This is a genomic window from Haloferax massiliensis (assembly GCF_001368915.1).
Lineage (GTDB): Archaea > Halobacteriota > Halobacteria > Halobacteriales > Haloferacaceae > Haloferax > Haloferax massiliensis.
Window position 1 is genome coordinate 97,200 of record NZ_CSTE01000004.1, and the last position, 26,855, is coordinate 124,054.

Consider the following 26,855-nt stretch of genomic DNA (forward strand, 5'->3'; position numbering starts at 1 on the left):
CCCGAGGTCGTCCGGCGCTGCTCCGATCCGCTGGACGGGGAGCGAGAGCGGATATTCATGTTGCTTAGCTGCTATTTCTGGATGCGCGTGCGTACATCATCTAAGACGCGCAGGATTCGCCCAGTTCGGGCGGCAAAAACTGTCTGAGGATAAATTATAAATATCTCCGACCCAGTTCATCAGGATGAATCATGCACAACAGTAGGAGAGCGTTCCTTCAGTCAGCGGGAGCAATCGGTATCGCAAGCATGGCGGGCTGTTCCAGTATCGTAGACGGCGGCGGTAGCGGCGACAGTATCACTATCGGTTCGAAGCAGTTCGCGGAACAGGAGATTCTCGGGCACATGGCGATTGCCGCCCTCCGGGAAAACACCGACCTGACGGTCAACGACGAGACGGGACTCGGCGGGACCTCCCAGTGTTTCAACGCGCTCAAGAACGACGAAATCGATTGTTACTGGACGTACACCGGGACGCTCTGGCACCAGATTCTCGGGAAGTCGAACGTCATCCCCGACGGGGAGCAGATATACAGCGAGTCGAAGAGCGCCGCCGAAGAAGAGTGGGGACTGACGCTGACGGAGCCCACCGGGGCCGACGCGTCGTGGACCATCGTCGCCCGCCCCGATTGGGCGAGCGAACACGGTATCGAAACGATCAGCGACTTCGCCTCGTACGTCAACGACGGGAACACGGACATGACGTTCGTGTCCTACACGGAATACGCGGAACGAGAGGACGGGTTGCCCGCCCTCATCGAAGACTACGGTATCGAGCAGTCCGCGTGGGACGAGGTGAAACTGCGGAAGGTCGGATACGGCGGCCTGAACTACCAGATTCTCAACGACGGCCAGGCCGTCGCGACCTCGGGCTGGCAGACGCAGCCGCAGATATACAAGTACGACCTGCGCATCCTCGACGACGACAAGGGTCACTTCTCGAAGTACTGGATCGTCCCCATGATACAGCAGGACGCCATCGACAGCAATCCCGCCGTCAAAGAGACGCTGGACGAGGTGGCACCGAGCGTCACCACCGAGAAGATGCAGCAGATGGCGCTTGAGGCCAGCGAAGAAGACAAGGACCCGGCGAGCATCGCTCGCGACCACCTGAGCTCCGAAGGGCTCATCTGACATGCCATCGACGACATCCCTCGAAGCGGTCCTCACCGTCCTCACGTCGGTGACGTTGAACTCCACACTCGGAGCGTACCAGTCGTTCGTCTCCCGGTACGCCGGCGACCTGCTCGTGTTGACGCTGGAGCACATCGATATCATCGCTATCTCGATGCTGCTCGCGATACCCATCGGTATCTCTCTCGGTGTCCTGATAACGTTCAACGACACAGCGGCCACGGTCGTTCTCTGGCTCGCCGGCGTCGCCATGACGGTGCCGAGCATCGCGTTGTTCGGTCTGCTCATCCCCGTCTTCGGAATCGGGGAACCGCCGGTCATCGTCTCGCTGGTGTTGTACTCGCAGCTTCCACTCGTCAGGAACACGTACGTCGGGCTCAACGGCGTCGACGACGCGGTCATCCAATCCGGTCGGGGACTGGGCATGACCCGTATCGAGCGCCTTCGGCGGATTCAGGTTCCGATGGCGCTCCCGGTCATCATGACCGGACTGCGAAACGCCGTCGTCATCATCATCGGCGTCGCCGCCATCGGAGCGTTCGTCGGAGCCGGCGGGTTGGGGGATTTCATCTTCCAAGGAATCCGCGAGCGCAACATCCCGATGATCGTCGTCACGACCGTCGTGCTGGTGGTGCTGACGCTGGCGTTCGATTACTGCTTCGCGGTCAGCGAGCAACTGTTCAGACTTCGTAACGGAGAGCGGATAGACCAAGCACGACCGACCCGCGCAATCTGGAGGATACTCTCATGAGTCAACACGCAATCGAGTTCGAAAACGTTCGGAAAGAGTACGGGCAGACGGTGGCGCTCGACGGTGTGAGTTTCAGCGTCGAAGCTGGGACAACGACTGTTCTCGTCGGGCCATCCGGCTGTGGCAAGACGACCACGATGAAACTCGTCAACCGCCTCGAAGACCCGACCGATGGGACGGTTCGGTTCGAAGGAGAAAACGTACAGAATGTAGAGAAGACGAGTCTCCGGCGAAGCATCGGCTACGTCATCCAAGACATCGGCCTGTTCGACCACATGACCGTCGCGGAGAACGTGGGAACGGTCCCGCGGCTGAAAGACTGGGACGAAGACCGCATCGAGAGCCGGGTCGACGAACTCCTGTCGCTCATGGACCTCCCGCCGGATCAGTACCGGGAGAACTACCCCCGGGAACTGTCCGGCGGCCAGCGACAGCGCGTCGGCGTCGCCCGCGCCCTCGCGGCCGACCCGGATCTGATGCTCATGGACGAGCCGTTCGGGGCGCTCGACCCCATCACCCGCGACAACCTCCAAGACGAGTTCCTCGAGATTCAAGAGCAGATCAACACCACGATTCTGTTCGTCACCCACGATATCGACGAGGCGCTGAAGATGGGGGACAAAATCGCGATTTACGACGTGGGCGAAGTCGTCCAGTACGACACGCCCGAGAACATCCTCCAGGACCCGGCGAACGAGTTCGTCGAGGACTTCATCGGGTCGAACCGCGGCCTGAAGAAACTGCAGGTGCTACCGGTCGAAGACGTCATGGACGCGGACGACTCGCTCGTGGGGAAGTCTGTCTCCGAACTGGCTCGGGAGCGGCCGGAATTCGAAGCCGCCGCGGCGGACGGCGCGGGAACGCCGCCGTACGTCACCGCCGGGCAAAGCGCCGAGACGGCGCTGTCGGTGCTGCTCGAATCCGACTGCGACGACCTCGCGGTCGTCCGAGACGACAGCGTCGTCGGGACGGTGACCCTCGAACACCTCCGCCACAGTAACGGACCAACGCGGGAGGAACTCACGCATGAGTAACCTGCTCGTCGAGGCGACGAACTACCTGCTCAACAACTTCGACACGTTCGTCGACCTGCTGCGCGAGCATCTCATCTTGGTGCTCGTCGCGCAGGTCGGTGCGATAGTCGTCGCGGTGACGGCAGGCATCCTCGCGACGCGAAACGAGCGAGCGAAGACGTGGGTCCTGTCGTCGGGGAACGTCTCCCAGACGGTCCCACCGCTGGCCGTCATCGCGCTCGTCTTCCCGTTCGTCGGCATCGGCTTCAACTCGGCGTTGCTCGCGATGTGGGTGTACGCGCTGTTGCCCATCATCACGAACACCATCGCCGGCATCGAGGACGTCGACGAGGGAACCATCCGAGCGGCGGAAGGGATGGGCATGACCGACCGCGAAATCCTCCGTCAGATCCAACTCCCGTTGGCCGTCCCAGTCATCTTCGCCGGCATCAGGACCAGCACCGTGATGAACGTCGGAACGGCGTACCTCGCCATCTTCATCGGTGCCGGGGGACTCGGCGACTGGGTCGTCACCGGCATCCAACTGTTCAACACGCCGCAGATTCTCGCCGGCGCGATTCCCGGCGCGGTGTTGGCGATTTCGCTCGACACCATTCTCGGCGTCGCCGAGCGGAACCTCGACACGCAGACCACGCAAAGCGGCGGTCCGGCCGCGGAAGCCTGAACCGACAGCCGCCAATTGAGTCCCCCGAGACGGTTGCCCCTCGTACCCTCTTGTCACCGCATCGTTGGCAGCGACACGCAAAGCCGACGAGCCGTTCGAATCAGCGTCGCCCGAGCCACACCAGCGGTATCGCCGCGAGCCCGAAGCCGACGAGCAGGCTCGCGAACGCCGACGTGTAGCCCAGTCGCGTGGCGGCGGTTCCGATGTACGCGGGGCCGAGACTGCCGACGGCGAAGTACACCGTTCTGAGGACGCCGAGGTCGCCGCCGATCGTCTCCGTCGCCAGCACGTCGCTGAGATAGACGTACATGACCGGCCAGATGGCGGTGATGGCGACGGCGTAGGCGACGAGTCCGACCCCGACGCCGACGGGGGAGTCGACGAGTACGAGCGTCGAGAGCCCGACGACACCGAATCCCATCGCGGCGACGCCCATCCCGGTGGGAGACCACGCGTCGCTGAGCGCGCCGGCGACGGGCGTAACCACCATGCCGACGACGAACATGCTCGCGAAGGCGACCGTCGCCTCGAACGACGAGAAGGACTTCACCGCCTGCAGATACGCCGGGAGGAAACTCGCGCTGCCCTGCCAGAGGAACATCGAGACGGACATGACGACGAGGACGGCGTACGTCTCGCGCTCCCGAAAGAGCCGAGAGCACACCGCTTTGGGGTCGAGCGCCACGCGCGAGACGGCGTACTCGCCGCGGTTGTGTCTGTGCGTGCCGGCCCCGACGAGCGCCAGCAATACGACCACCGGAACGAACGCGTCTCGCCACGAGAACGTCCCGACGATGGCGACCGCGAGCACCGCCGACAGCGCGCTTCCGAGGTTGACGGCCGCGTCTCGGATACCGAAAGCGCGCCCGCGGTTCTCCTCGAAGTGAGTCTGCAGCAGGACGAATCCGGCGGGTTCGAACAGCCCGTATCCCGCGCCGATGAGTCCGAGTCCCGCGACGAACACCGGGAACGTCGTCGCCACCGCCAAGACGAGGAACCCGAGAATCATTACGCCTTGGCTGCCGAGCAACACGACGCCGGCCGAGAGGCGGTCGGAGTACCGACCGCCGGGGAACTGCGCGGCGGCGTTGCACGCCCACATGAACGAGATGGACACGCCGGCCTCGGCCGCGCTGACCCCGAAGTAGTCGATTATCTCCGGGAGCATCGGTGCGACGACGAGGAGACCGGAGAGCGATACGACGATGCCGAGCGCGTGGAGGTTCAGTTGTCCGCCGTTGTAACCGCGAAACGTCTCTAGCATTGGTGTGGGAGTGTCATGGTGTCTGGGTGAGTCGTCGGGTGAGTCTCGGTCGTCATCGGTGAGTCTCGGTCGTCATCGGTGAGTCTCGGTCGTCGTCGTCGGGGGCGGGAAGCGAACTGCTCGCACGGTCGGGGAGGCGGTCCGCGCCGCGGTAGGAACTCCACCCGGAGCGTGACGAGACGGGCGACCGTCTCGGGCGCTGCTTGCAGCGCGTTATGTCCCGGTCCGCGGCGCTGGCAATTAAAATTGCCGAGTGAGACGCGCGGTCACTCTCGCTCGGCGACCGCGCCCTCGACGAGCGATCTGAACGACGACGACGTGATAGAGAAGACGGTGTTCGCGCTACTGTCGCGCGACCGGTAGACCGACTCGATTGGCTCGCCGTCGAGCCGTATCTGCCACGTGCTCAGTTTCGACGGCGACGGGTCGACGAGTCGGATGTTGCAGCCGTGGCTCGCTTCGAGTTCCTCGACGACCGTGTGGACGTAGACGTCGTCTTCGAACTTCGGTGCGTCGTAGCCCGGGAGGTCGAGCTCCTCGCGAATCTCCACGTTGTCGTCCCACCACGGCGGAACGTCGTCAGGCCGGTCAGTGTCGGAGTTATCGGTCATACGTATCACTGGTCGAGCGACCGCAAAGAAACTTCGCCTCGGTCCGAGGCCGCTTCCGAGGGGCAAAGCGTTATACCTCGCTCGTTGGTAGTTGGTGTCGTGAGTCATAGTAGCACGTTTGGGATGGGTATCGGAACCTGGTACCCGGACCAGCGACAGCGATGCGTCGACAGCGTTCTCACCGCGCTCGACGAGGGGTATCGATACGTAGACACCGCACAGCAGTACGGTACGGAGGAATACGTCGGCGAAGCCATCCGACAGTCGGACGTTCCGCGCGAAGAGGTGTTCGTCGCGACGAAGGTGCGGCCGAGCAATCTCAGCTACGACCGCGTACTCGAAAGCACGAAAGAGAGCCTGGACGCGCTCGGCGTCGAGACGATCGACCTACTGTACGTCCACTATCCGCTGAAGGCCTACGACGTCGAAGAGACGATGGCGGCGTTCACGGAACTGCACGAGCGGGGACTCATCGACAACGTCGGTCTCAGCAATTACTCGATACCGATGCTCGACGAGGCGATGGGGGTCCTTGACGCACCCCTATTTGCTCACCAGGTCGAGATGCACCCGCTCCTGCAGCAACAGCACCTGCTCGAACACGCCCAGCGACACGACTACTGGCTGGTCGCGTATCGTCCGCTCGTCGGGGGCGAAGTGCTGGAGATACCGACGCTCGTCGATATCGCCGACAAGTACGACGCGACGCCGACACAGGTGAGTTTGGCCTGGCTGTTGAGCAAAGACCGGGTCGCGGCGATTCCGAAGGCGACGGGTGAACACGTCGCGGAGAACTGGGCCGCACGACAGTTGGAACTCGCAGCCGAGGACATCGCCGAAATCGACGCCATCAGCGAGGAGAAGCGGACCGTCACGCGCGAGTCGAGTCTGATGATTCACGACGAGCCGATGCCCTGGGAAGAAGTGTAACGGGCCTTCGAGACGACCAGCGGGCGGATTTCGCCGATTCACGGGGGCGGGCCGGGTTCCGGTCCGTAGGAGACGCGGACTGCGGCCATCCGACACCCCATAGAATTAAGTCGGTTAATCATGCATATCCTACTGTATTATGAGCGGTAAGACCGTAGTCCTTGGCGGTTCCGGAGCGATGACCTCCGCCTGCGTGTACGACCTGTACCGAACCAGCGACTTCGACGAAATCGTCGTCGCGGACGCTGACGAGAAGAACGCCCGTCGGCTCGTCGAACTAATCGACGACGACCGCGTCACGTTCGAATCCGTGGACGCGACGAGCGCAGACGACATCGCCCGCGTCCTCGACGACGCGGCGTACGTGGTGAACGGACTCCCGTACCAGTTCGAAGAGAACGTCCTCGACGCCATCGTCGAGGTCGGCGACCTCACCGGTGTCGACCTGAACGCCTTCGACTTCGACGCCGTACTCAGCCGGTCCGACGAGTTCGCTGAGGCGGGTTGTTCGCTGTGGTTCGCGAACGGCGGCCTCGTCAGCACGATCGCGCTCGGCATGGTCGGCTGCGACGAGTTCGACGACGTCGAGGACGTGAACTTCTACTGGGGGATGTGGCGGCTCCTCAGCCAGACGACCGCCGGCCTCACCGACACCGTTACCTACGAACACGACCCGAACGTCGACGAGCGGGCCCGCTGGGAAGACGGAGCGGTCATCAACGACCTCCCGCCGTTCTCTCAGGAGCGGACGTTCGAGTTCCCCGACCCCATCGGGGAACAGGAGACGTACGTCATCTCCCATCCCGAACCCATCACGTTCCCGAAGGCACCCATCGCACAAGAGACGAACGTCGACCGAATCATCACCCGCGGCGTCTGGCACGACGAGTGGACCGAATACGAGCGGACGCTCCACGCGATGGACGCGTTCGACGCCGACCCCATCGAGGTCGAAGGCGGGACCGTCGACCCCCTCGAAGTCGCCCAGTCGCAGGTCAAGCGCGCCGGCCGACAGCGAGACGCCGAGTGGCGGGCACCCGAGGAACTCTCCAGCGAGACGGAGTGGACGCCACAGACGATTCTCTCGTCGGAGGTCACGGGGACGGCGGGCGGAGAAGCGGGGACCGCGGTCTACCACTTCGAACAGCCGTTCCCGTTCTTCGACGGCAACGAAATCTCGATGATGCGGGAGTACGGCTGCTACGTCGGCGTGCCGCTGTCGGTGACGCTTCAGCTCATGGCCGAGGGTGCCGTGAACAAGGACGGCATCTTCGTGACCGAGACCAGCGGCATGGACGCCGACCGATACTTCGAGATGATGGAAGCGCGCGGCTTCGAGCTGACCGAAGAACAGACGCCGCCTAAGCAGGCCGCGACGTCCGCGTAAGCGAACGCGCCGAGAGTATCGGTCGCTGTCCCTCTTAATTCGACATTTGTCGTATAAAGATTTAACCTACTGTCGATACGACGTGGACCCGTATGCGATGTCCAAACTGCGACGAAACCCTCGTCGCCGTCGAGACGTACCACGACAGCGAGTTCGTCTGTAGAACGTGCGGGTACTACCTCCCCCGGGGGTCGGATTGACCCGACGAGTGACGCGTTCCTCGGCCGCCGGCCGAGCGAGGGGGAGAGAGGGACGTGAGCAGGCTTTCTTCCGGGGTGAGTTCCGTCACGGACAGCCGAAGAACCAATACCGATTGTCCCTGATATACGGGTAACGCACGCTATGTCGAAGACAGTTATCTTCGCGTTCGGGTCGATGGCGCTCTACGCGGGCTGGGCGTTTCTCGCCAAGGTCGCAACGAAGTCACTGCCGGCGGAGCAAGCCGTCATCTACACGTACGTCGCCGGGCTCACGGCCGCCGCCTCGTATCTCCTGTGGCGCGGCGGCCCGGTCGTCGTCTCCACGGGAGGAATCGGGTTCGCGCTCGCGGGAGGACTGTTCCTCGGACTCGGAACGATCAGCTACTACCTCGCGCTCAGTCAGGGCTCCGCCGCCGTCGCGACGAGCATCAGCGGGATGTACCTCCTCGGGACGACCCTCCTCGCGGTCGTCTTTCTGGAGGAGTCGCTCGGGCAGGTCAAAATCGCGGGTATCGCGCTGGCGGTCGGCGCGGTGATACTGCTCGCACAGTAGGCGATGCGGAGCATACCGCCTCCCAAGGAAATTTGTTGTCCGACGTTCATACGTGAGATATGACGGTCGTAGCCGCAGTCGACGACTCGAACCGAGCAGCAACCGTTCTCGCGCGGGCATCGGCGCTCGCCGCGGACCTCGGCGAACCGCTTCACTCGCTTCACGTGCTCCAGCGCACGGATCTCGTTGACACCCTCGAAAAGGAGGTCGAGGGGCAGGCGGTCACCGAGAACCGCGAAGTCAGACGCGTCGGAGCCGAGATTATCGAGCGCGCGGCGGCGAACGCAGAACTCGAACACGACACAGCGGAGATCGAGAACGTCGTCCGCGTCGGCGACCCGGCGGAACAGATCACGACGTACGCCGACAGCGTCGACACCCGATACATCGTCGTCGGGGGACGACGCAGGTCGCCGACGGGGAAGGCCCTGTTCGGAAGCGTCACGCAGCGCGTGATGCTCAGTTCCGAAGTACCGGTGCTCAACGTCCCAACGAGTTCCCAGTAGCGGTACGCGCCACTCCGAAACCACCGGCGTGACCGTGAGAGAGGGTGACCGCGAACGGCCGCGACGGCGCCCGTATTGACGAGACCGACAGATATTATAATGAGGGTTCTGTGGATGAGAGTACATGCCGGTGTTCAATAACTACTGTAACGGCAAGTGGACAGGCTCTGAATCAGGCGAGACGTTCGAGGTGCGGAACCCCGCGGACCCGGACGACGTAATCGGCGAGTTCCCGTCGTCGACGGCCGACGACACCCGAGACGCGGTCGATGCCGCGGTCGCGGCTCAAGCGGCGTGGGAAGACACCCCAGCGCCCGATCGCGGTGCGATTCTCCGCCGCGCCGCGTCGCGTCTCGAATCCCGGTCCGACGAGGTCGCCGAACTCCTCGCTCGGGAGGAAGGAAAAGCACTCCCCGAGGCGACGGGCGAAGTCGGCCGGGCCGTCGGTATCCTGTACTACTTCGCCGAGAAGGCGCTGGACCTGGGTGGCGAGGTCAAAGCGTCGAGTTCACAGGACACGCGCCTCGAAACCAAGACCGAGCCGCTGGGCACGGTCGGGTTGATTACGCCGTGGAACTACCCCATCGCCATCCCGACGTGGAAGCTCGCGCCCGCGCTCGTCACCGGCAACACCGTCGTTCTCAAGCCCGCGTCCCGAGCCCCCGCCGTCGCACACGAAGTGGCCAAGTGCCTCGACGAAGCCGGCCTTCCGGACGGCGTGCTCAACGTCATCACCGGCTCGGGCAGCGAGGTCGGCGGCACGCTCACGACCCACGACGATATCGACGCGATTTCCTTCACCGGGAGCACGGTCGTGGGACAGCAGGTCGGCGAGACGGCCGCGGCGGACGGCAAGCGCATCCAACTTGAGATGGGCGGGAAGAACCCGACGGTCGTGATGCCGAGCGCCGACGTCAGTACCGCCGCGGAAATCGTCTCCGACGGCGCGTTCGGCGGAACCGGACAGGCCTGTACTGCGGCGTCCCGAGCTATCGTCCACGAAGACGTCTACGACGAGTTCGTCGACGAACTCGTGGCCGCTGCGGAGGACATCAGCATCGGACCAGCGCTGGACGTCTACGACATGGGGCCGCACGTCAGTAAATCCGAGCTCGAAGGCACGCTGGACTACGTCGACGTCGGCGTCTCGGAGGGTGCGACCCTCGAAACCGGTGGGTCCGTCCCCGAAGCACCGCGCCACGAGTCGGGCTACTTCGTCGAGCCGACGGTCTTCTCGGACGTCTCCAGCGAGATGCGCATCGCACAGGAAGAGATTTTCGGGCCGGTCGTGGGTGTCATCCCCGCGAGTTCTTACGAGGAAGCGGTGACGCTCGCCAACGACACGAAATACGGGCTCTCCGCCAGTATCGTCACGCAAGACCTCAGCGAGGCCCATCAGTTCGCCGACGACGTCGAAGCCGGCGTCGTCAAGGTCAACGAGAAGACGACTGGTCTCGAACTCCACGTGCCCTTCGGTGGCATGAAGTCGTCGTCGAGCGAGACGTGGCGCGAGCAGGGTGACGCTGGCCTCGACTTCTTCACGACGTCGAAGACGGTGTACCTCAACTACTGAGCCCGGTCCCGGGTTCACGCGCCCCGCACTTTTCGCCGTTTTTTCTTCCCGACCACGTAGAGCGTCGCGTCCGTATTAGACAGGGTACTAACACGACGAGACCACGGGACGTCAACGGGGCGTTCTATGACATCGAACGGATTCGCGCCTGCCGAGCGGTCGTTTACCCGCCTGATACATTACAAGCATATATCTGTAATACGCATCCGTACCAAAACAACAGCCCACCAGCGGTGTCACAAACCGTCACCAAAGGCGTCCATAATTTTTCAAACGAGCGTTCGACCACGCTGAACGATTATCGGTTGGGAAACATTCTATGTGCTGGACGCGGGAGGAGTCATATGACCGAGAAAGCGACCCGGCCGATACGGTCGGACGAAACGCTGCTGGCGATACTTGAGGCGCTGGAAGCGCAGACGGCCCCGAGCGTCAGCGACGTGGCCACTCACGCGGGGGTCTCGAAGAGCACGGCTCACAACCATCTGAGTACGCTCCGCGAACACGGCTACGTGGTTGACGGCGAGCGGGGCTACGAACTCAGCCTCCGTTTTCTGGAACTCGGCGAGAGCGCCCGCACGAACACGGAGATATACGAGGTCGCTCGGCCGCACGCCGACGAGCTCTCTCGGGAGACCGGACTACTCGTCAACATCAGCGTCGAGGACCGGGGGAAGGGCGTGTACCTCTACCGGACGAGAGGCGATGACCGCATCCGCCTGTCGACGCGGGCCGGCGAAGTCCACGAGCTACATTGCACCGCCACTGGAAAGGCGATTCTCGCGCACTTGCCGGAGCGTCGGGTCGAATCGATTCTCGACCAACACGGCCTTCCGAAGCGGTCTGAAAACACGATAACTGACCGCGAGACGCTCCGCTCGGAGTTAGCCGAGATACGCGACCGAGGATACTCGGAAGACAACGAGGAGTACGGACAGGGACTGCGATGCGTCGGGGTTCCGGTTCTGAACGGCGATGACGCAGTCGTCGGGGCGCTGAGCGCGTCGGGGCCCGCGACGGAGGTCGTCGGTGAGCGGTTGGCGACGGAGCTTCCCAGGCGACTCAAGCGGGTCAGAAACCGGATTGAGTTGAACCTCCGCGATTACTGACGCGGGGGTTCAGTTCCTCAATCCCTCGGGCGCGCTCGCAAGTGACAGCGGAGCGCCTCATGACGGCGAATCGTGTTCTATCACACGAAACACGGGGGGAAATGCGGCCAGCGGCAGATTGATACTTCGGCCCTCGAAACGTGCTCGATATGCCTGGAAACTCTCTCCGAGAGCGGATCGTAGACGGCGATGCCGTCCTCGGTACGTTTCAGATCGTGAACTCGATGATGGTCTCCGAAATCGCGACCGTGGCGGGGTTCGATTTCGTCGTCATCGATCAAGAACACGGCCCCGCGACCGCTCAGTCGACCATGCGCGCCTGTGCCGGCGCGCAGTCTCAGGGTGGGTCGGCGGTCGTCAGGGTCCGGGAGAACGCGCCGGGCGAAATCCAGCGGGCCCTGGACGTCGGCGCCGACGGCGTGCAGGTCCCGCAGGTGGAAACCGCGGACGACGCTCAACGCGCGGTGAACGCGGCCAAGTTCCACCCGGTAGGTGAGCGCGGGCTCTCGCCTTACGGCCGCGCCGGAACGTACGAGGGGGGGCCCGAATTCGAATCGACGCAGAACGAAGAGACCGTGCTGGCGTTGCAGGTAGAGGGCGTTAAAGCGGTCGAGAACATCGATTCCATCCTCGACGTCGACGGCATCGACGTCCTGTTTCTGGGACCGTACGACCTCTCGCAATCGCTGGGCGTCCCCGGCGACGTACAGCACGATGACGTCGTCGAGACGATGCGGTCCGTCGTCCGCAAGGCCAAGGACTCCGGTACGGTCGTGGGAACGTATGCCGACACGCCAACGCAGGCGGGAAAATGGCTCGAAACGGGTGTTCAGTACGTCACGCTCGCTGAGGACGCACCCGTTCTCCGCGATGCCTTCGCAGAGTTGGCCGGCGCAGTCGAGCGCTGAGCGGTCTCGATACGGCGGCGGCCGCTGTGCGCGACTGCCAGTTTGAGCAGAAATCCAAAGAATTTAAATATATGAAGATTGACCACCATAGTGTATGTCAGGTATTAACAGGCAGTTTGTGGGAACTGCGGAACGCGTACTCCGTCTCCGAGTCGCGGAGACGCAGAAGATGTTCCACCGACTCGGCCCAGCGCGCAGCAACTTCACCCGGACGTAACTATTCCAATGACAGGCTCACTAATCCGCGATGAGATCGCCAACCTGTACGACGAGATTGACACACCCGTGTTCGCGATTGGAGTCTTCCTAACGGGCGTTCTCGTCTCGGCGTTAGCCTTTTACCCGAAAGCGTCGAGCACCGTGATTGGCAACGTCAACGAGGTCATCACGACGAACCTCTCGTGGTACTTCCAGGCACTAATCTTCGCGCTCGTGATATTCTTCGTCTTCGTGATGGTCAGCCCGTGGGGGGAGATTAAATTAGGCAAGCCGGACGAGCCGCCGGAGTTCAGCTACGGTTCGTACATCATGATGGTGTTCGCGGCGACGTTCGGCGCGGGCATCGTGTTCTGGGGGGCCGCCGAGACGCTGTCTCACTACGAGACCGTCCCTCCCTTGGTCAACGCGCAGCCTCAATCGGTCGGCGCGATGATTGGCGCGATGCAGTACACGATGTTCCACTGGGGCATCTCGCCGTGGGTCAATCACATGATACTGTCGGTCCCGCTCGCGTACTACGTCCACCGCAAGGACGCCCCGATGAAGCCTTCCTCGGTGTTCGCACCGATTCTGGGCGTGAACAACTTGGATAAGACTTGGCTGAAAGTCGTCGACGTCGTCGCCGTGGTCGCCGCGGCCGGCGGCGCGACCGTCACCGTCGGCCTCGCCGCCCAGCAGTTTATCACCGGCCTCTCGTACAACTACGGCGTGTCGGTCGGCGACTTCGGGATTATCGCCCTCGTGACGGGGCTAACGGTCGGATACACCGCTTCGGCCGTGCTGGGAATCGAAAAGGGAATAAAGCGAGTGTCCACGTTCAACGTGATGCTCTTCCTGTTCATCCTCGTCTGCATTCTCGTCTTCTCACCGTTCGCGTCGATATTCAACCTCGGGACCGCGGGCATGGGGAAGTACATCGCGAACTTCGTCGATATGTCGCTGTACGTCAACGTGGGCGGCGGGCAGTCGTGGGTCGGTTCGTGGACGGTGTTCTACTGGGCGTGGTGGATTAGCTTCGCCCCGATGACCGGCATCTTCATCGCGCACATCAGCCGCGGTCGGACGCTCAAACAGGTCATCTTCGGCGCGATGGTCGGCGGTACCGCCGCGACGCTGCCGTGGTTCGTCACCATGGGCGGCTACTCCATGCTGCTCCAGCATTCGGGGCAGGTCGACCTGCTGTCTATCATCGATTCCTACGGAATCTCGGTCGCTACGTATCCGATTCTGGCGCAACTGCCGTTCGGGGAACTGTTCGTCGCGCTGTTCTTACTGCTCGTGTTCACCTTCCTCATCACGACCATCGACTCCGCGACGATCAGCCTGGCCATCCTCACCACCAGCGGGGGAACACAGCACCCCTCAATCGCCAACCGGTTCGTCTGGGGCGTGATTATCGGGCTTCTCACGTCGCTACTCCTGATAATCGGCGGCGTGGGAATCCTCCAGAACTTCACGATTATCGCGGGGCTCCCGATGGCGCTTCTCGCCTTGGTGACCGTGATCGGGTTCGCATACCAGTTGGAGAAGAGCCGTCCCGTCCTACTCACGCGCGAGGAAGACTGGGGGTCGTCGAACACGCTCGTCAACTGGGTCTCGTCGGCGAAACAGTCACAAAGTAATTCTGACAAGAGCACGGACAGTGATTAATCAGATTTCGATAACGAATCGGATTTGACGTCGTTCCGGACTCCGCCCAGCCCCGGTCGATTGCTTCCCAACACCATCGGGGACGAACCGACCGTACAACGACCGTGTTGTTGTTAGTATAGTCGGTGACTGTCTGGGGCTGGTGGAGTCATCACGGTCATGACTGCTCGTGGACAACTCGGAATCTGTTTAATGCGGCACTGTCTAGTCACCCTCCTGAGCTGGCGTTCGACCGTCGAGCGACTGATGCGGTCGCTAAAAATCATAGTAATGAATAAATTCTGCAAGACACTGGCGGACGCTCAGTCGACTGTCCACCCACGAATTGTGGAAACGGTCAACTCTCATTTTGAATGTGTGAAACCACTTTCCAATCAGGTTTCGGTCGGTGTAGTCGATCCGACCGTTCAACCCTAATCGAGAGAAGGCAGTTCGATAGTCAAAGGCATCAGCTAGAAATACCGTCTCTGAACAGTCGTGTTTCTCACAGACTCCGTGGAGAAACGCAGCCGCCGGGTCAGTTCCATGACGCTTGAACAACGCGACGTCAAGTGTCGAGGTCTATTGCAGCACACAACCAAAACAACTCACCATTGATTTTGACCGCGGTCTCGTCGACTGCGACCCGCCTCGGCTGCGCCTTCGGCGGGTCTGCAACGCTGTCAGACAGCCGACACATTTACTGAAAAATTGCTTGAAGCGAGCGTTCTACGCCGAGCAGCCGAAGAGTCGCTTCTGTCTCTCTGAGTGAAAGCCGGCAGCATGGAGCCGGACGGCGACGCGACGAGACACTTCGCGTCTCGTTCGCATCTCGCAGGACCGCAGGTCCTGCGGACTCGTCGAAATCCAACGGATTTCGAGACACCAGAATTCTCCGGTTTCCGGGGACGCCCGAACGGGCGTCGCCGTCCGCTCACGCTGCCAACATTCAAGCGTAGCTGTGTCCAAACGCTCGTTGAGCAGGTTTGAGAGTCGCATAGATCACTAGCTCTTCGACCTGCTCGTCCCTTAACTAGACGGTGCCGACGTGGTCCTCGGGTAGAGACTACATAGTTAGCATGTGGAGATTGTCTGGTATTACTAATTATTGCTCTTGCTTTTGCAGATATGGTGGCACAGTCTCATTGATGCGTCGAAGAACACTCATCGCAACCGTCGGTGCCGTCGTTGGGACTGGTCTCGGAGCAGCTGCATACACAAGCGCGACTGTCACTCGTAGCGCCACGATTGGCGTCAGTGCAGACGACGCTGCGCTCGTTCAGCTCACTCCTAGTGCGGATTTCAGTCAAATCACCAAGGACGGTGGAGGACAGCTTTCGATTAACTTCTCGTCGCTGAATGGCGGCTCAGAGTTTGTATTCGGGGATACGGTCAATCCGAATACCACGTACGCGTTCAGCATTACGCCCTCTGAAGCGAACGACGTGACGTTCTCCTACTCGCTCGGCAATGGATCCGACCCCGCGGCCAGCAATCCGAACGTGCATTTCGAGGTGTTCTCGTGGGACAACGAGACATCGACAGCGACCTCCCAGATGACTGCTAGCGAGGAAAGTAGCGGGACGTTCACGCCAACTGCTGGCACGACCTACTACGTCGTGCTCACGATCGACACAACGAACGTCGACACGTCCACGTCAGACCTCTCGGGTACACTCACCATCACTGCCTGAATCATCCACCTCCATTTTCAATGAGTCGGTGGATCTACGTCATAGCGGTGGTTTGCCTGGCCGTCTTCGTACTGCCGAGTTCGCCGGTCCAGTTGTCGTACGTATACAGCGACAGCATGGAGCCGGCAATAAGCCAGGATGACGGATATCTCCTAGTACCGGCAGGGACCGTCGAGTCCGGCGATATTATCACATTCTACTCAGAAGAGCGAGGTGAGTACGCGACCCATCGCGTTGTCTCGGTCACCGAGAGCGGGTTCGTGACGCAGGGTGACAACAATCCAACGACGGACCAACGGGTGGGATACCCGCCCGTTACCCGCGACGACGTGCTCGGAAAGGTGGCGACGGTCGGCTCCAGTCCGCTCGTCTTCCCGCGGTTAGGTATCGCTGTCGAGTTCGTCCAGAGGTACTGGAGGCTCGGTCTTGGCGGGCTGGTCGCGCTGTTCGGCCTCTCCGAGATTTCGCGGGGGACGACACGGGGCCGAGACGTGGTTCGGCTACAGACGCTACTGTTGCCGCTCGTCCTGATGGCGGTCGTTGGAACCTCGGCGGCGTTCGTCTTGGGTGCACCCGCGGCAGTGGCTACCTTCACCGTGACAGACACGCCGCCGGCGAGTGGGCTTTCAATCCCGATCGGAGAAGCCGCGACACGCACGCTTGATGTCGAAATCGGTGAACAGCCGGCGTACACCCACCAGTTCATCGAAACGAGCGGGATGGACATCGAATCAAGCGATACTACCGCCGAGTCACCCGGGATTCGGGTTCGAATACCTGCACAGTCGGAACTCGGACCATACCGGGGTGAGATCCGCCTGTATCGGTATCCAGCAATCTTACCGTACGGGGTCGTTGCATCGCTTCAGGCCGTTCACCCCACCGTTGCCGCACTCACAACGATGTCTACCCTATTCGGCGGGATCTACATTCTCACGTGGGCTTTCGTCGACGGGAAGACCGTTCTGCAAATCCAGTCTCGGCGACGACCGCTTGGGAGGCGACTGAGATGAGGCGGAGGACCCACCCGCGTCACCGGAACTGGTGGCGAGTGGTGCTCGTTGTGAGCATCGCTGCCCTCGTGGGAGCGACTGTCCTCCCGGCGGCGTCATTCACGACTGCGGAGGTAGATCGTGAGGCGACGGTCTCGGTGGTCGACGATTCGAACGCTATTCACAACCTCGCTGTCGCATCATCAGTCACCATCGGGCAGACGAGTCGGCTAGTGACGGTCACGAACGACCTAGAGACTGACGTCTCGGTCGAGATCGCGCTCCGTGCCGACTCCAGCGACAAGGGAGCACTCGTCGTCGATGGCACGAGCGTTGGCGATTCGTACACGTTCTCCCTTCCGATGGGCACGTCTCGGGACATCGATATCGACGTGGTGTCGGACTCGACGCTCGATGGCGAGCGGGTCTACTTCAGCGTGAACGCGACAGGGACCGGATTGACAGTGACAGCACCGGACAGAAACGTATCACTGACCACATAGATGATTCCCGGAATTCACAAACTTCGGTATTTGCTCGCCACAAGACCCAGAGCTCTCACGGGCGTCTGTCTCGCAGTTATGCTCGTCGGCCTGGTCGGGGGTGGAGTCACCGCTGTGACACCACCGACCACTGAAGCGTCGTACAGCAGTGAGATCGATCCAATATCGATGAGCCTTCACTCGCAAGCCACGGTCGAGAATACGTCTTCGTTCTATACCCTGGGTGAAACGCTCACGGACAGGCCGGTGTACCTGCGTTCGCACACACCCAACGTGACAGTCAGACTGGTGACGACCCCACCCACTGCCGATCACGTACAGATCGATCAGCGCCTGACGCTCGTCTACGAAGCTCGCACCGCTGGAAACGAGGTGTTCGTAACACAACGACAGCGACTCAACCGGACGAACACCTCAACGGCGGGCGAAACGGTGGTGACTACCGCGAGGATGAACATCACCGAAGTTGCCCTGACCGTCGCCCGACTCGAATCTGAGATCGGCGATGCTGGACAGATTCAGGTGTATCTCGACGCTGAATCACGATACGACACCTCAACTGGGGCTGGCTCCTTGCGCCACCGCGGACCGCTCCGAATCAGCAAAGACTCGTACCAAATCGGCCACGGGTCTGTAGAGGACGAGCTACACCCGACGGAGAGCCTTGTCCGGGTGGACCCGGCAAAAACAAGCTCTCTTCCGTTCCCTATCCTGGGTACGGTTATCTTCCCCCACACGACACTCGTATTTGCATTGCTCAGTCTCGGAGGGCTGGTCGGAGCAGGCCTGACCGTCGTCTTCGCCAATCGGTTCGATCCCGACCGTGAACGGGCGGCCCTCCACAAAGCCCGCTACGCGGAATGGATCTCAGAGGGCTCACTCCCAGCACACCACCCAGTCAATACAGCACAACTCAATACGTTAGAAGACCTCGTCGACTTCGCAATCGATACCGAAAAGAGAATCCTGTACGATCCTGCACAGGGAAAGTACGCCGTGTTCGATTCACGTATCGTCTACGTCTACGTGGAGGAACGGATTTAGGGTCTCTCGAGCGACCCTAACCCACGTAATCATGGCAGACACCAACCGGACCCTCGTTTCTCAGGGATTTCGAGTCGAGTGAGTGTGAATTGCCGCGCTAGGCTTCGGGCCACCCCTTCGTAAGCCGGCCCTTGGGTCGAGAACCGTGGTCACCGCGTTCCCGTCACCTGTCGGATGTGGACTCGTCACTCGGGTCCGGCGGTCTCGCGAGGACTTCTTCGAGGATGCGCCGATGGGCATTCCGAAGGTGATTGCCGAACGTCGGCGCCGAGATACCCATCATGTCCGCGATGTCAGTCCCGCTCTTTCGGCGCGGGGTTTCGTAATAGCCCTCGTCATACGCGGTTGTGAGCGCCTCGTACTGCCGGTTCGTGAGCGTTTTGGTGATCATATCCCACGAGGACGGGCCCAGCCGACTTGCGGCCGTTTTCTTGGCGAGTAGGTCCACGCCGCCGAAACTCGACTTGAGCTGGTTGACGAACGCCCGGCTATCGGTTCCCGGCGGAGTGGTGGCCGTGATTTCACAGTACTCCGGGTACGCAGTCAGCCCGACTAGCGTACTGCCATGGTCTGCAAGCCATTCGACTAGACCGACGTCCGTCACCTGCAACTCGACGGAGATGTCATCGCCGCCGTCCTCGTGCCGGCTCCGCGTCTCGATCGAGATGAACTGATTGCAGACTCGGGAGAGTCGTTCGGAATCTGCGACCGAGACCTGCAGACTGTAGGTGCCATCGGGTTGCGGCGTTGACTTGTCCAGCGTCACCTTCGAGTCGAGTTCAGTGGCGAATCGAACGAAGAATTCGGTCGAATCCGTTATCCGAATTCGGAGTTCTGTCCCCGGAGAAGGGTGGAGCGCCTGTTTTCGATGGGTCGCGTTGATCGCGGCCCCGATCGACTCCCCCAACTCTCGAAGGACATCCTTTTTCAGGACTTCCTGGCCATCGTTCGTGCCGGCATAGAGGGTGAGGACCCCATACGTGGCTGATCGGTAGGTTATCGGGATCGCCGTTACGGTGCGAAAGCTGCGTGCTTCTGCGGCCTCCTGCCAACGGTCGAACTCGGGGTCGGACACGGAGAAGAACTGCACCTCACCCGTGCGAAGCGCGCGCTCAGCGGGTTCTCTGGTCGTGTCCGTGTCGATTCCAGACGCGAGTGTGTCCAGGAAATCCTCTCCCTCGCCGGCTACAGTCCGTGGAACGAATCGCTCACTTGCCTGGTTGAAATCGCCGATCCAGGCGAGTTCGTACGGCCCGGCCTCCGCGAGTTGCTCACAGACGACTCGCTCGATCTCGCGCCGATTACTCGCCCTGATCAGTTTCGCATTGATCTCTCGAACCAACCGATTCGTCTGGGCGAGTACCGACAGTTGCTCGCGTTGCGCCTTCAGCTGCTGGGTACGCCGCCTCCTGTCGGAGATGTCCCGGCCGATTCCGACCATCCCGATGAGATCTCCTTCCGTATCCGTAATCTGCTGGAGAGAGATTTCGAGCGGGATTGCTTTCCCGGATCTGGAAACAAGCGTCGCCTCAGTGATCACCGTCCCTTCTTCGAGGGCTGTAACGACTGCCTCGGAGATGTGAGACTCGTCTGCAGCGCTCATCAGTTCAACAATGGCTTTCTCATCGAGCTCCGAGCTGGAGTACCCACTGACGTCCGAGAGGGCTGCATTCCAGCGCCTGAGCCGCCCACCTCTGTCCGTGACGAAAAATATGTCATCGAGGGCGTCCAGTGCATCTTGAACGAACTGTCGTTCGGCTCGAAGGTCGTGTTCGGTTTCACGGAGGGCCGTGACGTCGACAACCACTGCCTGACCGACAGCTTCGCCGCGGAGTTCCCCGGGTGCAGTCGAAACCTGGATGTGCCGCTCGTTGCCCTCTTCACTGACGATTCGCATCTGCGTCGGTCCGGCTGCCTCTTCCGCGGAGATCACCCGAGCTACCTCCTCCTCCGCGATATCTGTATGCTCGGTGTCGATGAAGTCGAAGATCGATCTGCCGATCAGTTCGGACGGGCTGTCTACCTCAAGCAGGTCGGCGGTCGCCTGATTCGAGTAGCGGATTGTCCCCCCCTTGTCGAAGACGTTAATCGGTGCGGGAGAAGATTGCACCAGTTCTCGATACCGCCGCTGGCTCTCCAGTTCCTCCGCGTAACCCTCATCTCCGCTAGCAACCTCCTCTAGGGACGCGATAATCTCTCCTGACTTTTCCGGTGATGAAATCACTTCATCGGCACCAGCCACTCTGGCCGCTCTGGCACGTTCCTCGTCTGACTCCGCGATGACGACTGTCAGGTTTTCGTCGAGCAAGCGGACCACGCGTACGAAATCCGGGCTGTCCATCCCAGAGAGTGGGGCTTCAGCGAGCAGGACGTCTGGGTCGCTCTCGCGAACCCAATCAAAGGCCTGCTCTACGCTCTGTGTCCGTTCGATATCCACGCCAGGTTGCGGTGTTCGTGCCGCAGACTCGATATCGGACGTCGCCGTGGCGCCAACAACGACGACTGTCATTACTGCGTCCGAGTCATCCACTCCGGAATCAGTCCTATTGGTTGAGGAATGTCTTGCCACCTCCTTATATTTTCAGGCTCTGTTGAAATCCAATCTCTTCGACACCTTTCACGCTGAAACAGCCGTTGATTAGAACTTCCCACTCAACAGTCACACACTCACAACAAAAATTGGTAACAAAAACTCAACTTCAGTTGCTGTGAATCAGTAATTCAATTAGAACAAACATAGCCCAAACCGTAGGGATCGATAGCAAGTGGGTGAATGCGAACACGGTGCTCGAACTATGTACGAATCGACGTGGCGGTTCATTTTGACTGCGCCACTCGATTAATTTCCCGATGAGAACTGCGATGACTACGAGAGGGAGTCCATAGCCAAACAAGAGTACTGGGACTGCGGGACCGAAGAAGGAAGGACTCGCAGGAATTCCACCAATTGCGGCGAGGACAGTTCCTGCGGTGAATAGAACCGCCAAATGTCCTAGCACGCTGATGAGCGTGAGACTTCCTGTTGAAAACGGTGGCGGTGTCTCGTATCGGGTAGCGAGTACTCGAATACAGTAGGCAATTGTTGCCGAACTACCGAAGAGACCGATAAGAGCCACGAGGGGGAGAGTTGTAACGAACCCCGGTGCTCCACCTGTTGACATATTTGTTTCTTTTTTGTCGAGATGATATGTCTTCTGGGTACTCTTTGGTGGAACAAAATGCAATACGTAGTTCGTTGCGAGTTCAGAGACCGTCTGCTCACCGTGGAGGGCAATGAGGGCGCGAACCTCGCCTTCTGTGAGCATACTGTTGCATACTAGCGAACCAATATCTAACTCACTTCGGCACCGCACCTCGTCGCGCCGAGTACCGCGAAGACTTTTCCACGTTCACAGAATACGGGAGCGCATGGCCCTCCAGCCCACACGCGTCGCCAGCGAACGAACGCCCAGAGCGGGCGGTGACCGGAGATGACCGCCATCGAGACGCGCGGCCTCACGAAGCGCTACGACGGCGCGCCCGCCGTCGCCGACCTCAACCTCACCGTCGACGAGGGCGAGGTGTACGGCTTCCTCGGCCCGAACGGCGCCGGGAAGTCCACGACCATTGATATGCTGATGGACTACACACGCCCGAGTACGGGGACAGCGCGGATTTTCGGGTTAGACGTCCGCGAGGAGGCAAGCACGATTCACGCCCGCACCGGCATCCTCCCGGACCGTTTCGGCGTCTACGGCTCGCTCACCGGCCGCGAACACGTCGCCTACATCCTCGACGCGAACGACGCGACCGGCGACCCCGAGACGATCCTCGACCGTGTCGGCCTCACGGACGCCGTTGACCAACGCGCCGGGGGGTATTCGAAGGGGATGCAACAACGCCTCGGCCTGGGGATGGCCATCGCCGGTGATCCAGACCTCCTCATCCTCGACGAGCCGTTCTCCGGACTGGATCCGTATGGAGTTCGGTTAGTCCGTGAAGTCGTCTCGGACGAGCGCGACCGCGGTGCGACAATCTTCTTCTCCAGTCACGTCCTCGACCAAGTCGAGCGCGTCTGCGACCGCGTCGGCCTGCTCGCCGACGGCGAACTCGTCGCCGAAGGCGCGCCGGCAGAACTCCGCGCGACGGCAGGTGTCGAAAGCCGCCTCCGTATCGACGCCGACGCCGATGATACCGCGCTCGCGGCCGTGCGAGCCATCGATGGCGTCACGCGTATCACGCGAACGGACGGTCGAATCGAGGTCGTCTGCGACGCCGCGACTCGCTATCGTGCGCTCGAAGCACTCGACGATTCCGGGGCGACGATTCGGTCGTTCGACGTCGATGTGGGCACGATAGAGGACGCCTTCGTCGCCATGGCCGACGGTGAGCCGACGGCGCCAAGCGAGGACGCGCCGTAATCAATCGAGTGCGCGGCGCCGATAGCTGATGAGGGCGAGCGCGACTGGGAGTGCGAACCAGCAGAGGAGTTCCCCGAGGGCGACCGCCGGATGAAGATACCAGACAGGGACATCCGCGCCGTAGGCCGCCCGCACGACCACAATATTTGAGAAGACGTTCGACTGAAGCGCGTCGGTGAGTACCCCGGCCGCGTTCCCGGCAGAGTTCGGAACGCCGAGGAGGGCGTTCGTCACGACGTGATAGAGGCTCGCTGGTGGCGCCCACCGGAGCAGAAGGTACGTCGGGCTCGCTGGCGGGGAGAAACCGTTTACGGCCGTCCCGGTGAGCGCGCCGTAGACGATGTTCGAAATCTGGAACCACGTCAGGTAGAGGCCGGCAAGCACAAGGACGGCGACGCCCGCGACCATCTGCCGGCGTACGACTGTCGAGAGCGCGACGCCGAATCCCGTCATGCAGTAGACGAAAGCGACAGTAACCGCAAGGAACCCGACGAGTACGTGTGGTGGGGCGACGCCGTGCTGGGGGATGGCGACGAGGCACGTTCCGAGGACGACGAGGACGAGCGAGAACGCGATTGCGCTGGCTCGTCCGATGATAACACCGACGAGCGTCGCGGAGCGCGAAACGGCCGTCCCGGCCGTCATACGGATGCTCCCGGAGTCGCGTTCGGTGACGACCGTGCGAAATGTCAGCAGAAGCGTTCCAAATCCGCCGATAACGCTGATCGGCGATTGCAGGGCAGCAAGCGGCACGCGCGCTCCGAGGGCATCTCGAACAAGTGTTGACGGCGAGAGGCTGAGGACTCCGGCGACGAGGACTGTCGCGCCGAGTAGCCAGACGCCGGAGCCGTGCGTAAGCCGGCGGAACTCGCGTCGCGCGAGCGGCTGCCACCGTCCGGGGAGCGAATCCACCCAGCCTCCGCGGCCGACGACCGCTGTGGCCGGCGTTACGGCGACACGCGGGAGTGACGGACGGTTCGCCCACGTACGGCGGAGCCGGCCGGGGCCACCACGCGGGGTGAGGTCGCCGTAGCGGATTGCCGAGACGCCCACGAGGAGCGCGAGGGCAGGCCACGCGAGGAAGATGGGGACACCGACCCATACCGGCAGCGGCGGGGACGCCGTGGCGAGCGTCCCGTTGTTGCGGAGCGCGTCGCTCACTTGGAGCGCGGCACTTCCGGGACCGACCGGGACCCCGAGGAGCCAATCCGTGAGCACGTAGTAGGCGCTCGGGAGAGAGAACCATTTGAGAGCAGAGAACAGCTCGGGGTGGGCCATCTCGTTACTCGGCGTGGAGCCCGTCACGAGATTCCAGAGGAGCGCAACCGTGATGTCGCTCCAGAATATCCCGAGGAGGAGCGTGACGGCGAAGACGACGCCGGCGGCGCGCGTGGTCGAGGACATCGCGGCCGAGAGCGAGACGGTGACGGTCGTCCACGCGAACGCATAGGCGGCCGCCGCGACGAGGAGGCCAGCGAGCACGGGGAGAGAGATACTCTCGTACGTGTACGTACCGTAGGCGACGAGCAGCGGCGTGGTGACGAGGACGGGAACCATGATGGCGGCTCCGCGGCCGAGAGCCTTCCCAACGACGAGGTCGGTGCGGGAGAGTTCAGTGCCAAGGAGCACGCGGGCGGTGCCGCTCTCGCGCTCGCCGACGACTGATCGGAAGCCCAGCGCGGCGGCGGCGAACGGAACGACAATTGCGACGGCGGTCTGAGCGCGTGGAAACGCGGCGGCGTCGCCGAGGTGTCGGACGACGGCCTGTTCGGGACTCGTGGGGACGCGGCTCACGAGGAGGAGACAGAGCGCCAGAAGCCACGGCGTCTTTCCTCGGAGGCATCGCTGGAACTCTGTTCGTACGACTGACATGGAGGGCATACTGGAGCAGGTTTTGCGCACTTGTATAAGAACTTGTGATTGGGGAGGACTGTTGATTCTGTTCAGTCTAGTAGTCGGGTATATCGAGTCAGACGTGAACAAGCGCTTGCTCAGCTTCTGTTCCTCCTGTCTCGTTGCGGGAACTACGGTGCCGTTCAACGAATTGTGAGGATGGACTTCCGGACTACGAAGGAGGTCTCGTCACTCACGAGTTCCTCCGAAAGCTGGCCAACCATCTCGAACCCGGTGAAGAACTCGACATCCAGACGGCGGGGTTCACGAACTGCCGCTTCCCCGTGCTTGCGAAGCGGTACGTCGTTCGCGACGGCGAAGTCCTCCACGCCGATCTCAATTCCCTCAAGCCGATCGACGAGTAGAGTTGTTCGTCCCCCGGGAGGGGTGCGGGGCGATCCAGTCGCGGTCGCCCCGTGAGGTGATTGCTCGATGGGACACCGCGCACTCGTTGCGTACGAACGCACGGACGGACAGTACACACTCCACTACAGCCATTGGGGCGCAGCGAACCTGAAGCTCAAGCACCGAATTTCGGCTGAGTCGCCGTTCGGTGGTGACGACACCGACTCCAAGTGGGCGAAACAGCTGCTGGCTGAACTGGTCGATGGCCTCGAGGCAGATGCCGTCGACGGCTACCTCGCTGACGAGGATCGACCGTCGACGGTCGTCGAGCCGAAGCCTCGTGCCAGCGGGCTCACCCTCGACGAGATCGTCGCTGACCATCTCGACTACCTCCACCACGAGGCGTTCTTCGTGGTGTCGACGACGTTCGAGGTGACCGCCTATCGGACGCTGTGGTTCGGGCTCCAGTACGACTCGGAGACAGTCGAACAGGGAGAGACGGTCGGGAACGGCGCGCTTGCGACGGTGCGTTGGTACGACGGCGAGCCTGTTGGCGACAGCCACCTGCAGGGACAGTTCGCGGCCTTCAAAGACGTCGGCGGCGACATGCTCGACAAAGGCGTCTTCACACCGTCGACGGCGAGGCAGTATCTGAAACGGAAGCTCGCTGAGTGGGTCGGAGACCGGCAGGAGTTGCTCATTCCGACTGGGGAATTGCCCTTCGAGAAGGCGATCCTGAACCACTCCGAGAGGGGGTAACCAGGGCGATTTGGCCCTGTTGGAATCCTCAACAACCAACATACTAATGAGGGTCAGTAAGTAGAGACCAGCAACTGGACGTGGGTGTACCGTCTACAAGTTCGATGCCTGCTTACCAAGCGTCTCGCCAGTAACCGTATCCGATGACAGCGAGGATAGTGGCGACACCGAAACTGAGGAACGTGCCGATGGACCAAACCGACGCAATCACGAATCCCCAGAGGCCAGCAACGACAACGCCGTGTTCCAAGTCGTCGATACGGCCAGTCGCGTACGCTGAACCGAAGGCGACCGTCAGAAGTAGGCCGAATATCGGTTGCTGTGCGTACAGAAACGCCCCCGCGAGGATGGAGACCACGACAATCCCCGCAAGCCCGTCGTAGAGGTTTGGAACATTGGCGGGCGTACGTGATTCTGACGTAACCATATGAATGCGTACAGACCTCGGTCGGAAAAATGGTTGGGCTCCGTCACTTTCGCCCCCGGTATGCGATTTCGTTATCTGAGGCCGTTCTGACGGCAAGTAGATGGTTACTTCGCAGACCCTCCACCCGCTGTTTCGCCGCGAATAATATCTGGGTGATAGTATTTCAACAAGGCCGAAAATTTGAATTGTACCGTAGGCCGAACCCTCTGAAACAGCCACTGCAAGCACTTCGGGTGGAACGGTACGACCAAACGAACTAATTGAGTTGTTTGCCAATTCGGTATAATGCCTGAGTCCCCGCGGCCTCCACAGGACGATCACGGGAAC

24 protein-coding genes and 2 pseudogenes are annotated in these 26,855 nt (G+C 61.5%); 19 read left to right on the plus strand and 7 right to left on the minus strand.

Annotated features, from left to right (window positions below; all coding sequences use genetic code 11):
- Positions 1–191: 191 nt before the first annotated feature.
- Genes BN996_RS15705 through BN996_RS15720 form a run of 4 tightly spaced genes read left to right on the plus strand, consistent with a single transcriptional unit; the run spans position 192 to position 3,582 of the window.
- Positions 192–1,133, plus strand: a complete 942-nt coding sequence (locus BN996_RS15705) for a glycine betaine ABC transporter substrate-binding protein (RefSeq protein WP_089780649.1) — start codon at positions 192–194, stop codon at positions 1,131–1,133.
- Position 1,134: 1 nt separating this feature from the next.
- Positions 1,135–1,884 (plus strand): ABC transporter permease, encoded by a 750-nt coding sequence (locus BN996_RS15710; RefSeq protein WP_042662618.1) that lies wholly within the window; start codon positions 1,135–1,137, stop codon positions 1,882–1,884.
- Positions 1,881–2,918, plus strand: coding sequence for an ABC transporter ATP-binding protein (locus tag BN996_RS15715; protein ID WP_042662604.1), 1,038 nt, complete (start codon positions 1,881–1,883; stop codon positions 2,916–2,918). The genes BN996_RS15710 and BN996_RS15715 overlap by 4 nt, the downstream gene beginning before the upstream one ends.
- Positions 2,911–3,582, plus strand: coding sequence for an ABC transporter permease (locus BN996_RS15720; RefSeq protein WP_042663133.1), 672 nt, complete (start codon positions 2,911–2,913; stop codon positions 3,580–3,582). Before BN996_RS15715 ends, BN996_RS15720 begins: the two co-directional genes overlap by 8 nt.
- Positions 3,583–3,682: 100 nt before the next feature.
- On the opposite strand, the gene BN996_RS15725 is transcribed toward BN996_RS15720, so the two are convergent.
- Positions 3,683–4,846: an MFS transporter gene (locus BN996_RS15725; RefSeq protein ID WP_052367879.1), complete on the minus strand. Its 1,164-nt coding sequence runs from the start codon at positions 4,844–4,846 to the stop codon at positions 3,683–3,685.
- Between the two features lie 266 nt (positions 4,847–5,112).
- Positions 5,113–5,457, minus strand: a complete 345-nt coding sequence (locus tag BN996_RS15730; RefSeq protein ID WP_089780651.1) for a hypothetical protein — start codon at positions 5,455–5,457, stop codon at positions 5,113–5,115.
- 123 nt (positions 5,458–5,580) lie between these two features.
- Between BN996_RS15730 and BN996_RS15735 the strand changes: the two genes are divergently transcribed.
- The 8 genes from BN996_RS15735 to BN996_RS15770 all read left to right on the plus strand — a co-directional run bounded on the left by BN996_RS15735 (position 5,581) and on the right by BN996_RS15770 (position 14,492).
- Positions 5,581–6,387: an aldo/keto reductase gene (locus BN996_RS15735; protein ID WP_089780653.1), complete on the plus strand. Its 807-nt coding sequence runs from the start codon at positions 5,581–5,583 to the stop codon at positions 6,385–6,387.
- A gap of 139 nt (positions 6,388–6,526) precedes the next feature.
- On the plus strand, positions 6,527–7,774 hold the full coding sequence (locus BN996_RS15740; RefSeq protein ID WP_089780654.1) for a saccharopine dehydrogenase family protein: 1,248 nt from the start codon (positions 6,527–6,529) through the stop codon (positions 7,772–7,774).
- 342 nt (positions 7,775–8,116) lie between these two features.
- Entirely contained in the window at positions 8,117–8,527 is a 411-nt protein-coding gene (locus tag BN996_RS15745) for an EamA family transporter (RefSeq protein ID WP_089780656.1), read from the plus strand.
- Positions 8,528–8,586: 59 nt separating this feature from the next.
- Positions 8,587–9,033 carry a universal stress protein gene (locus BN996_RS15750; protein ID WP_089780658.1) on the plus strand — a complete coding sequence of 149 codons (447 nt, stop codon included), beginning with the start codon at positions 8,587–8,589 and terminating at the stop codon, positions 9,031–9,033.
- Between the two features lie 124 nt (positions 9,034–9,157).
- Positions 9,158–10,606, plus strand: coding sequence for a 2,5-dioxovalerate dehydrogenase (xacF, locus tag BN996_RS15755; protein ID WP_089780660.1), 1,449 nt, complete (start codon positions 9,158–9,160; stop codon positions 10,604–10,606).
- Positions 10,607–10,950: 344 nt separating this feature from the next.
- A complete protein-coding gene (locus tag BN996_RS15760) occupies positions 10,951–11,715 on the plus strand; it encodes an IclR family transcriptional regulator (protein ID WP_042663139.1) in 765 nt (254 codons plus the stop codon).
- Positions 11,716–11,864: 149 nt separating this feature from the next.
- Positions 11,865–12,623, plus strand: a complete 759-nt coding sequence (locus BN996_RS15765; protein WP_042662598.1) for an HpcH/HpaI aldolase family protein — start codon at positions 11,865–11,867, stop codon at positions 12,621–12,623.
- Between the two features lie 225 nt (positions 12,624–12,848).
- Positions 12,849–14,492 (plus strand): BCCT family transporter, encoded by a 1,644-nt coding sequence (locus BN996_RS15770; protein WP_089780662.1) that lies wholly within the window; start codon positions 12,849–12,851, stop codon positions 14,490–14,492.
- Between the two features lie 255 nt (positions 14,493–14,747).
- Here BN996_RS15770 and BN996_RS15775 read toward each other — a convergent pair.
- Positions 14,748–15,470 (minus strand): annotated as a pseudogene (locus BN996_RS15775) (IS6 family transposase).
- Positions 15,471–15,619: 149 nt separating this feature from the next.
- On the opposite strand from BN996_RS15775, the gene BN996_RS15780 reads away from it, so the two are divergent.
- The 4 genes from BN996_RS15780 to BN996_RS15795 are packed head-to-tail and all read left to right on the plus strand — an operon-like array spanning position 15,620 to position 18,704.
- Positions 15,620–16,165, plus strand: coding sequence for a hypothetical protein (locus BN996_RS15780; protein WP_089780664.1), 546 nt, complete (start codon positions 15,620–15,622; stop codon positions 16,163–16,165).
- Positions 16,166–16,185: 20 nt separating this feature from the next.
- Positions 16,186–17,178, plus strand: coding sequence for a signal peptidase I (locus tag BN996_RS15785; protein WP_089780666.1), 993 nt, complete (start codon positions 16,186–16,188; stop codon positions 17,176–17,178).
- A gap of 50 nt (positions 17,179–17,228) precedes the next feature.
- Entirely contained in the window at positions 17,229–17,660 is a 432-nt protein-coding gene (locus BN996_RS15790) for a hypothetical protein (RefSeq protein ID WP_139043133.1), read from the plus strand.
- On the plus strand, positions 17,661–18,704 hold the full coding sequence (locus tag BN996_RS15795) for a DUF5305 family protein (protein WP_139043134.1): 1,044 nt from the start codon (positions 17,661–17,663) through the stop codon (positions 18,702–18,704). It abuts the gene before it with no gap.
- Positions 18,705–18,867: 163 nt separating this feature from the next.
- On the opposite strand, the gene BN996_RS15800 is transcribed toward BN996_RS15795, so the two are convergent.
- A complete protein-coding gene (locus BN996_RS15800; RefSeq protein ID WP_089780672.1) occupies positions 18,868–21,213 on the minus strand; it encodes a PAS domain S-box protein in 2,346 nt (781 codons plus the stop codon).
- A gap of 190 nt (positions 21,214–21,403) precedes the next feature.
- Positions 21,404–22,009 (minus strand): hypothetical protein, encoded by a 606-nt coding sequence (locus BN996_RS19830; RefSeq protein ID WP_139043135.1) that lies wholly within the window; start codon positions 22,007–22,009, stop codon positions 21,404–21,406.
- 165 nt (positions 22,010–22,174) lie between these two features.
- Between BN996_RS19830 and BN996_RS15805 the strand changes: the two genes are divergently transcribed.
- Complete coding sequence (locus BN996_RS15805) at positions 22,175–23,104, plus strand: ABC transporter ATP-binding protein (RefSeq protein ID WP_089780674.1); 930 nt, start codon at positions 22,175–22,177, stop codon at positions 23,102–23,104.
- On the opposite strand, the gene BN996_RS15810 is transcribed toward BN996_RS15805, so the two are convergent.
- The gene (locus tag BN996_RS15810; RefSeq protein WP_089780676.1) at positions 23,105–24,985 is read right to left on the minus strand and encodes an ABC transporter permease; all 1,881 of its coding nucleotides are present in this window, start codon (positions 24,983–24,985) and stop codon (positions 23,105–23,107) included.
- A gap of 167 nt (positions 24,986–25,152) precedes the next feature.
- Here BN996_RS15810 and BN996_RS20560 point away from each other — a divergent pair.
- A pseudogene (locus tag BN996_RS20560) lies at positions 25,153–25,362 on the plus strand (hypothetical protein); the annotation flags it as partial.
- A 67-nt stretch (positions 25,363–25,429) separates the two neighbouring features.
- Positions 25,430–26,101 carry a DUF6735 family protein gene (locus BN996_RS15820; RefSeq protein WP_089780678.1) on the plus strand — a complete coding sequence of 224 codons (672 nt, stop codon included), beginning with the start codon at positions 25,430–25,432 and terminating at the stop codon, positions 26,099–26,101.
- A gap of 112 nt (positions 26,102–26,213) precedes the next feature.
- Here the strand turns inward: BN996_RS15820 and BN996_RS15825 are convergent, their stop codons facing one another.
- Complete coding sequence (locus BN996_RS15825) at positions 26,214–26,528, minus strand: hypothetical protein (protein ID WP_004043267.1); 315 nt, start codon at positions 26,526–26,528, stop codon at positions 26,214–26,216.
- Positions 26,529–26,855 lie beyond the last annotated feature (327 nt).

Coding starts and splice junctions, on each gene's coding strand:
- BN996_RS15705 (WP_089780649.1), top strand. CDS start 192: ATGCACAACAGTAGGAGAGCGTTCCTTCAGTCAGCGGGAGCAATCGGT.
- BN996_RS15710 (WP_042662618.1), top strand. CDS start 1,135: ATGCCATCGACGACATCCCTCGAAGCGGTCCTCACCGTCCTCACGTCG.
- BN996_RS15715 (WP_042662604.1), top strand. CDS start 1,881: ATGAGTCAACACGCAATCGAGTTCGAAAACGTTCGGAAAGAGTACGGG.
- BN996_RS15720 (WP_042663133.1), top strand. CDS start 2,911: ATGAGTAACCTGCTCGTCGAGGCGACGAACTACCTGCTCAACAACTTC.
- BN996_RS15725 (WP_052367879.1), bottom strand. CDS start 4,846: ATGCTAGAGACGTTTCGCGGTTACAACGGCGGACAACTGAACCTCCAC.
- BN996_RS15730 (WP_089780651.1), bottom strand. CDS start 5,457: ATGACCGATAACTCCGACACTGACCGGCCTGACGACGTTCCGCCGTGG.
- BN996_RS15735 (WP_089780653.1), top strand. CDS start 5,581: ATGGGTATCGGAACCTGGTACCCGGACCAGCGACAGCGATGCGTCGAC.
- BN996_RS15740 (WP_089780654.1), top strand. CDS start 6,527: ATGAGCGGTAAGACCGTAGTCCTTGGCGGTTCCGGAGCGATGACCTCC.
- BN996_RS15745 (WP_089780656.1), top strand. CDS start 8,117: ATGTCGAAGACAGTTATCTTCGCGTTCGGGTCGATGGCGCTCTACGCG.
- BN996_RS15750 (WP_089780658.1), top strand. CDS start 8,587: ATGACGGTCGTAGCCGCAGTCGACGACTCGAACCGAGCAGCAACCGTT.
- xacF (WP_089780660.1), top strand. CDS start 9,158: ATGCCGGTGTTCAATAACTACTGTAACGGCAAGTGGACAGGCTCTGAA.
- BN996_RS15760 (WP_042663139.1), top strand. CDS start 10,951: ATGACCGAGAAAGCGACCCGGCCGATACGGTCGGACGAAACGCTGCTG.
- BN996_RS15765 (WP_042662598.1), top strand. CDS start 11,865: ATGCCTGGAAACTCTCTCCGAGAGCGGATCGTAGACGGCGATGCCGTC.
- BN996_RS15770 (WP_089780662.1), top strand. CDS start 12,849: ATGACAGGCTCACTAATCCGCGATGAGATCGCCAACCTGTACGACGAG.
- BN996_RS15780 (WP_089780664.1), top strand. CDS start 15,620: ATGCGTCGAAGAACACTCATCGCAACCGTCGGTGCCGTCGTTGGGACT.
- BN996_RS15785 (WP_089780666.1), top strand. CDS start 16,186: ATGAGTCGGTGGATCTACGTCATAGCGGTGGTTTGCCTGGCCGTCTTC.
- BN996_RS15795 (WP_139043134.1), top strand. CDS start 17,661: ATGATTCCCGGAATTCACAAACTTCGGTATTTGCTCGCCACAAGACCC.
- BN996_RS15800 (WP_089780672.1), bottom strand. CDS start 21,213: ATGACAGTCGTCGTTGTTGGCGCCACGGCGACGTCCGATATCGAGTCT.
- BN996_RS19830 (WP_139043135.1), bottom strand. CDS start 22,009: ATGCTCACAGAAGGCGAGGTTCGCGCCCTCATTGCCCTCCACGGTGAG.
- BN996_RS15805 (WP_089780674.1), top strand. CDS start 22,175: ATGACCGCCATCGAGACGCGCGGCCTCACGAAGCGCTACGACGGCGCG.
- BN996_RS15810 (WP_089780676.1), bottom strand. CDS start 24,985: ATGCCCTCCATGTCAGTCGTACGAACAGAGTTCCAGCGATGCCTCCGA.
- BN996_RS15820 (WP_089780678.1), top strand. CDS start 25,430: ATGGGACACCGCGCACTCGTTGCGTACGAACGCACGGACGGACAGTAC.
- BN996_RS15825 (WP_004043267.1), bottom strand. CDS start 26,528: ATGGTTACGTCAGAATCACGTACGCCCGCCAATGTTCCAAACCTCTAC.